Raw genomic sequence first — 11,207 nt, 5'->3', positions numbered from 1 at the left:
CTCTTCAACGAGTTGCTGAGAACGTCGCTCTCGTAAGCGGGAACCGAGGGGCCGGGCGCAGGGCCTTGCCTCTCAATTTCGGACAGTCCTGACTCACGACGGAGGCGTCACTGGCGCCTCCTGTTCGTGCGGAACTCATTGAGAGGCAAGGCCCTGCGCTCGGCCCCTCGGTTCCGTGACGACTCGGCCGTTCGGGTCAGGCGGGCTGATAGGAAAGATGGTGACGGAGGCGCAAAATGCGCCTCCGCCTTTTGAATGTGATGAAAGTGTGGCGAAATGAGCTTAAAACTTCCGTAAATGTGATAAATGTCACGTTTTACCTAGGGTAAAATGTGGGAAATATCACGTTTACGGAAGATTCTTTGCGGGAGGTTCGGCCATGCAGCGAGATATCATTGCCAAGCTTAACGCTTGGAAAGCGTCAGAATATCGTAAGCCGCTTATCCTTAAGGGGGCGCGCCAGGTTGGAAAGACGTGGGCGCTTAAGGAGTTCGGTCGAACCTCGTACCGCAATTTTGTGTATCTGACGCTCGAGGAGCCGTCACCTGGGGTACAGAGCGAGTACGCTCAGTTTTTCGAAGGTACGCGCGATCCTCGACGGATCATCTCAAATCTTTCCCTGGCACTTGGACAGCCTATCGAGCCCGGCGAAACGCTGCTTATTATTGATGAGATCCAGGATTGTCCTTCTGCAGTCGGCGCCCTTAAATACTTCTGTGACGAGGCCCCCGAGTATCACGTCGCATGCGCAGGGTCTTTGTTGGGCGTTCGCTTGTCCCGTGAGACCAGCGCTTTTCCGGTGGGAAAGGTCGAGTTCATGGAGATGCGCCCCATGAGCTTTTCCGAGTTTCTGAAAGCCGAGGGCGCTGCAAACTACGACGAATACCTTGGCGGCCTGGATCAGATCGAGACAGTGCCCGATTTCTTCCATGTCCGTCTCGTCGAGCATCTTCGTCGTTATTTTGCATGCGGCGGCATGCCAGAGGCTCTTGGCCGGTGGGTGGAGACGGGCGATATCGTTCAGGTCGATAAGGTGTTGTCTGATCTCTTGGATTCCTACGAGCGCGATTTTGCCAAGCATGGTGGCCGTGCGCAGTTCGCCAAGCTTTCGCAAATATGGAACTCGATTCCAGCTCAGTTGGCGCGCGAGAACAAAAAGTTCGTTTGGGGTGCGGTGCGCGAGGGGGCTCGTGCTCGAGAATACGAGGATGCTCTGGAATGGCTTGCCGATGCTGGGCTCATCACGGCGGTTCGCCTTAATGCTGCCGGTGGTGTGCCGCTCTCTGCGTACGATGACCTCAAGGCATTTAAAGTCTACTGTCTTGATGTCGGCTTGCTGCGCCGCATGGCAAGGCTGGATGCGTCCGCTTTTGCCATCTCGGATGCGCTATTTTCGGAGTTCAAAGGTTCGTTCGCCGAGAACTATGTGCTTCAGGCATTACTTTCACAGTTAGATGCTGCTCCGCGTTATTGGACAAACGAGAAGCCGAAGCACGAAGTCGATTTTTTGATTCAGGTCGGAAACGAAATCGTTCCCGTCGAGGTCAAATCGGGAGAGGTCGTTCATTCCAAGAGCCTTAAGTACTATGCCGACAAGCATGCGGAGACGACTCCATTGAGGGTCCGCTACTCACTTAAGAACCTAAAGCTCGACGACGGGGTGCTCAACATTCCGTTGTATTTGGCTGATCGATCTGTCCCTCTTATCAAAAAGGCGCTTGATTGTGCGCATCTTGACGTTTAGATCCCGGGTGAGCTGACGGGCGGCGGCTAATTAATCGCTCCGTTACGGCCAGGGAGCTTGGGCCTTAGCGATGCTTGCTTCGCCAAGCCGTGGGTGTCATGCCGGTGTATTGCTTGAAGGCTTGGGCGAAGGCGGCCTGCTGAGGGTAGCCTAGACGCTCTGCCACCTGCGCTATCGTGAGCGCGCTATCTGCCAAAAGGTCCTGCGCTCGCTCCATACGGCGTCTGCGAATGTAGGCGCCCAGGGACTCGCCGGTTTGGGCCTTAAAGGTGGCGCATAGTTTGGAGCGGCTTGTGTAGAGCCTCTCGGCCACCTCGTTGATACCCACATGTCTGCCTTTGTCGAGCGTGCGCTCAATCATTGCCGTTGCTTCTTCGGCCATGGTTATGCTGACGCGTGTGTCTGCCGCCTGCCGCGCCTGCTTGTGGGCCGCGCGCGAACAGGCGAGCTCCGCGACCATGGTCTCCACGATGCCCTGCATATAGACGTGTCCGCCTACGGTTTGGGCACGGTCCTCGTTAATCCGGCGCAGCGTGTGATAGATGGCAGACGTCGCTTCCTCGTGCCATGGCTCGGCAAACGCCTCAAAGATTCCCGCGAACTCGGTGGGATAGCGGTGCTCCAGTTCGTCAAAATATCCAGGCAAAAAGAGCACCGAGCGCGAGTGATAAAGTTCCCCCGCAAACAGCGGGCTTAATTCCTCGCCACAGCTATCTTGGATAAAGCTGCAAACGGCATTGTTTGGCCACGGTCCATGCGATGGTTTGAGGTTCGCGGGCGTTATGCCAGTCTCGGGCATGCATGTAAGTGTGGGCGCGCTGACTTCGCTCACGCAGGCGTACGGCTCGGGTGTGTATTCGGCCAGGTACATATCGTGCGTCGGGGTGATGAAATGCTCCATGACAATGCAGGCAGGGGAGAGAGGCATGATCCATGCGCGTCCGTGCGCCCGATCGTTTGCCACCTCGCCGGTAAAGACAGCGCCCTTGCCGGAAAGCTCCAGGCCAAACTGCTCAAACTGTGGTGCGTAGAGCTCAGTTATGTCGGTCGCAGCCCGATGCATTTTCAAAAGCGTCCCCTTCCTTTGCGAAAACGTCCACGCCTGGCTCGATTGTGTGCCTTGGCTAACATATCAATGATAAGTTGAGAACGGTTAACTCTCAAGCCGTTAGAAAGGAATCTCATGGCAAAGGGATCAAAAAGGGAAGGTGGAGGCATCGGCGAGTTGCTCGCGTATGCCGGTGACCGCAAATTCCTAACGTATTTGGGCATGGCGCTCTCGGCGCTCTCGCAGCTGCTGAGCTTTGGCCCGTACGTGTGCATTTGGCTTGTCGCGCGCGATCTGATCGCCGTGGCGCCTAACTGGAGCGAAGCCTGCGACATCGCGATGTATGGCTGGTGGGCCGTGGGTTTTGCCCTGGCAAGCATCGTAGCTTATTTCGTGGGGCTCATGTGCACGCATCTGTCCGCGTTTCGCTGTGCGTCCAATATCCGCAAGACTACGAGCGAGCACCTGCTTAAGCTGCCGCTTGGCTACTTTGACACGCACGCCACCGGTGAGCTGCGTCGTGTTGTAGACGGATGTGCCGCCTCCACCGAGACTTTGCTCGCACACATGCTGCCCGATATCGCAGGCGCCGCCGCCATGGTCGTGGGCCTGCTCGTATTGCTTTTCGCCCTCGATTGGCGCTTGGGCGCGGCATGCCTCATCTCGGTGGCCATTTCGTTTGGCGCCATGGCCACCATGATGAGCGGCAAAGGCGCCGAGTTCATGAAGGCCTACATGGGAGCGCTGGTCAAGATGAACAAGACCGGCACCGAATACGTACGCGGTATTCCCGTGGTCAAGGTGTTTCAGCAGACGGTCTACTCCTTTAAGGCTTTCCACGATGCGATCGCCGAATACGCCGACATGGCACAAAACTATGCGGGCACGTTCTGCCGAGGTCCGCAGGTACTCAACCTTACCGCGCTCAATGGTCTTGTGGCATTCCTGTTGCCCGTGGCGTTGCTGTTGGCGCCGGGCGAGACGGACTTCGCACATTTTATGGCCAACTTCACGTTTTACGCGATATTTTCGGCCGTGGTACCGACGGCCCTGACCAAGCTCATGTTTGTGGGCGAGGCCTCTCAGATGAGTGCCGATTCGCTGGCTCGTATTCGAAGTATCATGGATTCCAAGCAGCTCTCCGTGCCCGCCCAACTCAAGCACCCTGCCGGCGGCGAAGTGCGATTTGAGGACGTAAGCTTTACGTACGAGGGTGCCGAAGCACCTGCCGTTAGCCATGTAAGTTTCAGTGTTCCCGCTGGTAGCACCCTCGCCCTAGTGGGTCCTTCGGGCGGCGGCAAGTCAACCTGCGCAAGCCTGATTCCTCGTTTTTGGGATGTCTCTTCGGGCCGAGTGCTTGTAGGCGGTGTGGACGTTTGCGATATGGATCCGCACGAGCTTATGGACCAGGTCGCTTTCGTGTTCCAGACTAACCAGCTGTTCCGGCAAACACTTGCCGATAATGTGCGCGCCTCCAAGCCTACGGCCACTGACGACGAAGTGCGTGCGGCCCTCTCCGCAGCTCAGTGCGACGACATTGTGGCCAAGCTCCCGCAGGGCATCAATACCATGCTCGGTGCCGGCGGAGCATATCTTTCGGGCGGCGAGGTCCAGCGCGTGGCGCTCGCCCGCGCGATCCTTAAAGACGCGCCTATCGTGGTGCTCGATGAGGCCACGGCGTTTGCCGACCCCGAGAACGAGGCGCTCATCCAGCGCGCCTTTAGCAAGCTGGCGGCGGGTCGCACGGTCATTATGATTGCTCATCGACTCTCGACTGTAGTGGGCGCAGATCAAATCGTGGTGCTCAACCAGGGCAGGGTGCAGGAGTCGGGTACTCATGCCGAGTTGCTGTCCCAAGAGGGTTTGTATGCCAAGATGTGGGCCGAATACGAACAGGCCGCGAGCTGGAAAATCACTGCAGCGACCGCGGATGCCGCCGTCACGAAGGGAGGCGAGGCCTAAATGTTCGCCTCATTCCAAAAGAAGTATTTCCTATCCGATAAAGGCGTCGCCGGCGTAAAGCGCGGCATTTTCTGGACCACGCTCACCAATCTTATTACCATGGCCGGCATGGGCTTTTTATTCCTGGTCATGGCCGGTTTTGTCGAACATCTCGCCACTGGCGCTGACCTGCCGGATGCCCTGCCGATCGTGGGCGGCCTCCTGGTCTTTTTCGTGTTGCTCTTTGCCTCTAACTGGCAACAGTATTACTACACCTACTGCATCTTTTACGAGGAGTGCGGCAAGCAGCGTATGGAGATCGCCGAACGCTTGCGCAAACTGCCGCTGTCGTTTTTCGGTCGTCGTGATCTGGCCGATTTAACCGAGACCATCATGGGCGATGTCCAGACCATGGAACATGCCTACAGCCACGTGTTGGGAGAGCTTTGGGGCGCCATTATCGCAAGCGCTATTGTGTTCGCAGCATCGCTGTTCTTTTGCTGGCAGTTGGCGATCACGGCGTTCTGGAGCGTTCCCGTGGCCTTTGCCGTGCTGTATTTGACGCGCGGCCCCATGGTCCCGGTGTTCGACCGTGTTCGCGCCGAGAAGGTCAAAGTCACCGAGGCGATCCAGGAGACGCTCGATTGTGTGCGCGAGATCCGCGCTACCAACCAGGAGGCCTATTATCTTGAGGGACTCAACGCTGTGATCGATGACGAGGAGCGCGAGACCACTAAGGGAGAACTCGTTAACGGGCTTTTGGTCAACTCTGCCTTTGTCATTTTGCGTCTGGGGGTCGCTTCCACGCTGGTAACGGGTGCCGCGATGGTTGCCTCGGGGCGGGTCGACTTTTTGGTGATGTTTGCCTTCTTGCTTATGGTGAGCCGTATCTATGCGCCCTTTGACCAGGCGTTAATGTTAATGTCCGAGCTGTTTGCCGCCGAGTCGTCTGCCAAGCGCATGCGTTCCATCATGGAAGAGCCTGTGGCGCGGGGCAGCGAGAAATTTGAGCCCGCGGGTCACGATGTGGTGTTCGATCACGTGGCATTTGGCTATGGTGCGGGCGAGGACGGCCGCGCCGGCGAGAAAGTTCTTACCGATGTGAGCTTTACCGCCAAGGAAGGCGAAGTTACGGCGCTGGTCGGTCCTTCGGGTTCCGGTAAGTCTACGGTGAGCCGCCTGGCCGCGCGCTTTTGGGATGCCACTGCGGGCAAGGTTACCGTGGGCGGTGTGGATGTTGCGGGCGTCGATCCCGAGGTACTCCTGCGCGACTACGCTATCGTGTTCCAAGACGTGCTGCTCTTTGACGACACGGTGATGGGAAACATCCGCCTCGGGCGTCGTGATGCCACCGATGAGGAAGTGCTTGCGGCCGCGCGTGCCGCCAACTGCGACGAGTTTGTGTGCCGCATGCCGCAGGGCTACGACACCATGATCGGCGAGAACGGCTCCAAGCTGTCCGGTGGCGAGCGCCAGCGCATCTCCATCGCCCGCGCGCTGCTCAAAGACGCACCCATCGTGCTGTTGGACGAGGCGACGGCAAGCTTGGATGTGGAGAACGAGACCGTGGTACAGCAGGCACTCTCCCGTCTGCTTGCAGGTAAGACGGTTATCGTTATTGCCCACCGTATGCGTACGGTGGAAAATGCCGACAAAATCGTTGTGCTCAAGAATGGAGTGGTTGCCGAACAGGGCACCCCGGCGCAGCTCAAGGCGGCAGGTGGAGAATTCGCCCGCATGGTTGCGCTGCAAAAGGAGGCGGCGGACTGGCAGCTGTAGGAATATGACAAAGGGGCAGTCCCTTTGTCATATTGAGTTCACCCCCATAGTTTCCAAAAAGTTAACCATTGTTGAACTTAATAGTTAGATAAACTAAACTATTTTCCAAAAGTGTGCTCGAGCAAACTTGTTTACTCGGGTGCTGAGGCACCGTGCCGCGTCCAATGCGGCAAAAGGGAGAAACAACATGAAGAAGTCGACGTTCAATACCCTGCTTGTCGGTGGCGGTTTTCTGCTTGGCACGGCCGGCATCAAGCTGCTTACCAGCGCTCCGGTCAAGAATGCCTGCGTGCAGGGCATCGCGTGCGGTATGCGCGTCAAGAACTGCTACCAGGACATGGTCGAGCAGGCCAAGGCCAATGTCGATGACATGGTTGCCGAGGCTGCCTACATCACCCAGAGCGAGGCCGCTGCTGACGAGGCAGCCGAGTAACGCTCCCAGGCACAAGCTATGAGATTCTCGATTATTAGCGAGATCCCCGGCAGGACCCGCCTTCAGTTGGCGGGTCCTGTGCCAGAGAGTGATCTCGATGCGCTTCTTAAGCTCAGCGGCGACATCGACGGCGTGCACAAGGTGCGCGTTTACGGCCGTATTGGCCAGATGGCGCTCGAATATGATGAGCAGTGTCGTGCGGGCGTGCTCGACGCTTTGTGTGCGCTCGATGCCCAGGCCATTGCCGACGCAAAGACGGGTTATGTGATGCAGCTTGAGCCACGCAAGCACAAGCTCGTCATGGATCTTGCCACACTTATCGGCGCCCACTACGCGCGCCGCTGGTTCTTGCCGACGCCTCTGCGTGCGGTGTTTGTCGTGGCCGGTTACATGGCATTTTTGCGCGCTGCCCTTCATGAGCTGGCGCAGCCGCGCCTAACCGTTCCTGTGCTTGACGCTTCGGCCATCGGCATTTCGTTCGTCAAACGTGATGTCGACACCGCGGGCCAGACGATGTTCCTGCTCAACGTGGGTGAGCTGCTCGAGGACTACACCCGCGCCATGAGCGAAAACGAACTCATCAACTCGCTGCTCGATGTGCCCGACAAGGCGCAAAAGGTCGTCGGCGACACCGAGGTAAGCGTTGCCGCCACCGAGCTTGAACCCGGCGATTTGGTCGCCGTGCGCACCGGCATGTCTATCTGTATCGACGGCGTGGTCGAGCAGGGGAGCGCTATGGTCAACCAGGCGACCCTGACCGGCGAACCGCTGGCCGTCGAGCGCAGCGTGGGCGACGACGTGTTCGCCGGCACCGTTGTGGAAGATGGCAGCATCTTGGTGCGTGTGCGCGCCAACACGGCTCAGACCAAGCTCCGCTCGATCGTCTCGCTCGTGCAGACGGCCGACTCGCTCAAGTCCGAGGGTCAGTCGCACATGGAGGACCTCGCCAACAAGATCGTCCCATGGAACTTCCTGCTCGCGGGCCTGGTTGCGCTCACCACGCGCAGCCTCATCAAGACCTCAGCGGCGCTGATGGTCGACTACTCGTGCGCACTCAAACTCACGGGTTCCGTCGCCGTCATGACTGCCATGAGCGATGCTGCCAAGATGGGCGTCATGGTCAAGGGTGCGAAGTACTTTGAGTCGTTTGCCAAGGCCGACACCATTGTGTTTGATAAGACCGGCACGCTCACCGAGGCACAGCCGCGTCTTGCCTGCGTGCTCACCACCGATGGCTGGAGCGAGGATGAGGTCCTGCGCCTTTCCGCTTGCTTGGAGGAGCATTTCCCGCATCCGGTGGCGCGTGCCGTGGTCAACGCCGCCCGCGAGCGCGGGCTCGAGCACCGCGAGCGCCATGCTGCCGTCGAGTACATCGTGGCACACGGCATCGCTTCGTCCATCGAAGGACGTCGCGCGATTATCGGCTCGGCACACTTTGTGTTTGAGGATGAGGGCGCGCAGCTCGAGTCCGACATAAAGGAGCGCATCGAGTCCCAGATGCAGGGCCTGTCGCCGCTGTATCTGGCGGTCGACGGCACCGTTGTGGGCGTGCTCGGTATCGAGGACCCGCTTAAGCCCGGGGTCCGCGAGGCCATCGCCGACTTGCACGCGTTGGGCGTTAAGCACGTGGTCATGCTCACGGGCGACTCGGAGCGCACGGCCGAGCGCATTGCTCGCGAGGCAGGTGTCGACGAGTTTAAGGCCGAGCTGCTGCCCGAGGACAAGTACGCGTATGTGGAGCGCATTAAGGGCGAGGGGCGCCACGTTGCCATGGTGGGCGACGGCGTCAACGACTCACCGGCGCTGGGTCTGGCCGATGTGGGTCTGGCCATGGGCGGTGGAAGCGACATCGCCAAGGAGGTCGCCGATATCATCCTGACCGATACAGATCTGGCCGCAATCGTGCGCCTGCGCCGCATGAGTCAGGGGCTTATCGACCGTCTGTCGAGTTCGTATTCCAAGGTGATGCTCACCAACTCGGCGCTGTTGGCATTGGGTATTACCGGCATGATCACTCCGCAGACGTCGTCACTGCTGCACAACGGCTCAACGATCGCCTACAGCCTGGGCAACGCAAAGGCGTACCTGCGTTAGCGTTTTCGATTGAGTATATGGCCTGCATTCGGGCGGCACCGCAGCCGTCAGGGTGCAGGCCTTCTTTTGTTTGACGATATGTTAGCTCGGATATATGCTCGTGCTAGCAATGCTAGTAAATGCTGAAGGTGAGGTTGAGATGGCTACCGTTGGCAGCATGGCACAGGTGAATGTTCGCGTAGATCGCTCGGTTAAAGAGCGCGCCGAGGAAGCGCTGCGGCTTTCGGGCGTCTCGCTGCCCGAGCTCATCAAAAAGGTCGTGGCCAAGGTCGCGCAGGGTGGCGGGCAGTGCGAGGAAGTGCTTGCGGCCGTCGACGACCGGCAGCAGACCGTCGCGCCCGATACTCCGTTCGCCGCGTCGTGGGCAGCGGCAGACCGGCTTTATGCAGATTTGGGCATCGCTACGTCGCCCGTATCCGACGATCGCGGTTGGGACACAATCTATTCCGAAGCCATGGACGAGCGCTATCGCCAAAAGGGGATGATCCTGTGAGCGGGGCTCCCCTCAAAATAATGGTGGACGCCAACGTATGGGTTGATTCGTTTTGCGTCGACCATGCCGAGTCGCTTGCCGCGCGTGCGTTTATTGGGCAGGCGGCGGAGACGGGGGCATTGCTGTTCTTTCCGGTGCATATCGCCAAGGACGTGCTGTACGTTGTCCAACACGAGCTGAAGCGTAGCGTTCTTGCCAGCGGGGGAGCGCTCGACGAGGCATCTGCCCGTGCAATTGGCGATGCGGCGTTGGCGTTTGTTCGGAACATGACCGAAAACGCTACGGCCGTGGGTGCAGACGCATCCGATCTGTGGCTAGCCGACAAATATCTGACGCTCCATCGCGATTACGAGGACAACTTGGTGCTCGCCGCGTGCAAGCGCGCACAGGTCGATTACTTAGTGACCAACGATCACAAGCTGCTCGAACATGCCGATCTTGCAGCGAAGACCCCGCGCCAAATGATGTCGATTCTTGCTTTGGCCGAACGCGGCGGCGCGGCTATCGGTTGACGCGAACTGTTTGCGGGCCTCTTGGACGACGATGCGCCAAGGGACTCGCGTCTGCTATTTACAAAAGCTCGGCCTTAATGGTGGGACTTTCTGCGAGCTGCTCGGCTGCCTTTTCGTCTGAGCTGTCGAGTGCTGCCAGACTGCGGTAGACCCACTCGTTGACCTGGGTGTTCTTGACGCCTGCAGTCTGCATAAGGGTACCTACCTCGCGGATTGCTGCGAGCAGATCGGCCTTGGGACCTGCGAGCTCTACCTCGATGCCGTGGTAGGCGGCCACGCCGCGGTTCTCACTCACGTGGTCGATAAAGCCCTCGACGGTCTCAAGCTGCTGGGCGAGAGCTGCATCATCGTCGGCGTCCAGCGCGACGAGTGCGTTCGATACCGTGAGGGCGGGATGTCCGCAGGGGACAAAGCCTTCGATGACATCCATAGCTTCGGTAATGGTTGAGCCCAGGCCTGCGAGGGCATTGACGAGTTGCTGCTTGGTATCCATGGCGGTCCTTTCGACGGGTCAATTTTGCTTGGCGAAAATATACGTGACGCGATCGGTAGCAAAAGTGCGAAGTGCGGCGCACATTGGGGTCTTCACAGCTCGTGCATAGAACAGCTGTCCGCTTTCAGAACGTGGTAAGATAACACTCCACAAGCGGGGCTCGCCCCGCATGTTCCTTGAAAAGTCGACGGGTGTTGGGTGCTCGTGCCCAATGCCATCCAGACTTTCCCGACATTCGGGGGCGACTGGTTTCGACACGATAGCTCTGAGAGAGGAAGCAAGCCGAGGTCTCCTCGCCTCGTTAAACAGGGGTACCGTCAAATTGAATTGACAACAACTCTTCTTTTGAGCCTATGGCTCTCGCTGCTTAGTTTATAGCGGCGCGTCAACCCGGTGATTTCCCCGACACCGGCGCGACGTCATGTTAGGGGAATGCTCCTGCGCACGTAATCGGTATGGCGCAGGCTAAGACCGAACCGGTTAGGACGCCGCGAGCGTGTCGCTGCGCGCAAAGCGTCCGAGACTAAACCAGCGACTGAGCTTGGAGATGCCAATCAGGGGGCTTTCGTGGACCGGAGTTCGATTCTCCGCGCCTCCACCAGCGTAGAATTAGGCGAACACCTTTCTTCGTAGAGGTGTTCGCCTTTTTTGTTTGCCGGGGTGAAATCGT

The 11,207-nt window shown here is 58.6% G+C and carries 9 protein-coding genes and 1 other RNA gene; 8 read left to right on the top strand and 2 right to left on the bottom strand.

Annotated elements, in window-relative coordinates; all coding sequences use genetic code 11:
- Nucleotides 1–379: 379 nt before the first annotated feature.
- On the top strand, nt 380–1,744 hold the full coding sequence (locus AB5Z20_RS09600; RefSeq protein WP_138114181.1) for an ATP-binding protein: 1,365 nt from the start codon (nt 380–382) through the stop codon (nt 1,742–1,744).
- 64 nt (nt 1,745–1,808) lie between these two features.
- Here AB5Z20_RS09600 and AB5Z20_RS09595 read toward each other — a convergent pair whose 3' ends face one another.
- The gene (locus AB5Z20_RS09595; RefSeq protein ID WP_229107869.1) at nt 1,809–2,807 is read right to left on the bottom strand and encodes a helix-turn-helix transcriptional regulator; all 999 of its coding nucleotides are present in this window, start codon (nt 2,805–2,807) and stop codon (nt 1,809–1,811) included.
- A gap of 120 nt (nt 2,808–2,927) precedes the next feature.
- Between AB5Z20_RS09595 and AB5Z20_RS09590 the strand changes: the two genes are divergently transcribed.
- From AB5Z20_RS09590 to AB5Z20_RS09565, 6 genes are all read left to right on the top strand, one after another.
- Nucleotides 2,928–4,754, top strand: coding sequence for an ABC transporter ATP-binding protein (locus AB5Z20_RS09590; protein ID WP_175406121.1), 1,827 nt, complete (start codon nt 2,928–2,930; stop codon nt 4,752–4,754).
- On the top strand, nt 4,755–6,512 hold the full coding sequence (locus tag AB5Z20_RS09585) for an ABC transporter ATP-binding protein (protein WP_368157138.1): 1,758 nt from the start codon (nt 4,755–4,757) through the stop codon (nt 6,510–6,512).
- 187 nt (nt 6,513–6,699) lie between these two features.
- On the top strand, nt 6,700–6,945 hold the full coding sequence (locus AB5Z20_RS09580; protein ID WP_022094642.1) for a DUF6110 family protein: 246 nt from the start codon (nt 6,700–6,702) through the stop codon (nt 6,943–6,945).
- A gap of 78 nt (nt 6,946–7,023) precedes the next feature.
- Nucleotides 7,024–9,039, top strand: coding sequence for a heavy metal translocating P-type ATPase (locus AB5Z20_RS09575; protein WP_254668683.1), 2,016 nt, complete (start codon nt 7,024–7,026; stop codon nt 9,037–9,039).
- A gap of 139 nt (nt 9,040–9,178) precedes the next feature.
- Entirely contained in the window at nt 9,179–9,532 is a 354-nt protein-coding gene (locus tag AB5Z20_RS09570) for a hypothetical protein (RefSeq protein ID WP_138114193.1), read from the top strand.
- Complete coding sequence (locus AB5Z20_RS09565; protein WP_138114196.1) at nt 9,529–10,044, top strand: type II toxin-antitoxin system VapC family toxin; 516 nt, start codon at nt 9,529–9,531, stop codon at nt 10,042–10,044. The genes AB5Z20_RS09570 and AB5Z20_RS09565 overlap by 4 nt, the downstream gene beginning before the upstream one ends.
- Before the next feature lie 58 nt (nt 10,045–10,102).
- Here AB5Z20_RS09565 and AB5Z20_RS09560 read toward each other — a convergent pair whose 3' ends face one another.
- Entirely contained in the window at nt 10,103–10,537 is a 435-nt protein-coding gene (locus AB5Z20_RS09560; protein WP_138114199.1) for a hypothetical protein, read from the bottom strand.
- A 237-nt stretch (nt 10,538–10,774) separates the two neighbouring features.
- Between AB5Z20_RS09560 and ssrA the strand changes: the two genes are divergently transcribed.
- Nucleotides 10,775–11,138, top strand: a transfer-messenger RNA (tmRNA) gene (ssrA, locus tag AB5Z20_RS09555).
- Nucleotides 11,139–11,207 lie beyond the last annotated feature (69 nt).

Origin of the sequence: Collinsella aerofaciens (assembly GCF_040910245.1) — a bacterium.
Lineage (GTDB): Bacteria > Actinomycetota > Coriobacteriia > Coriobacteriales > Coriobacteriaceae > Collinsella.
This window is presented reverse-complemented; position numbering and strand designations above follow the sequence as displayed.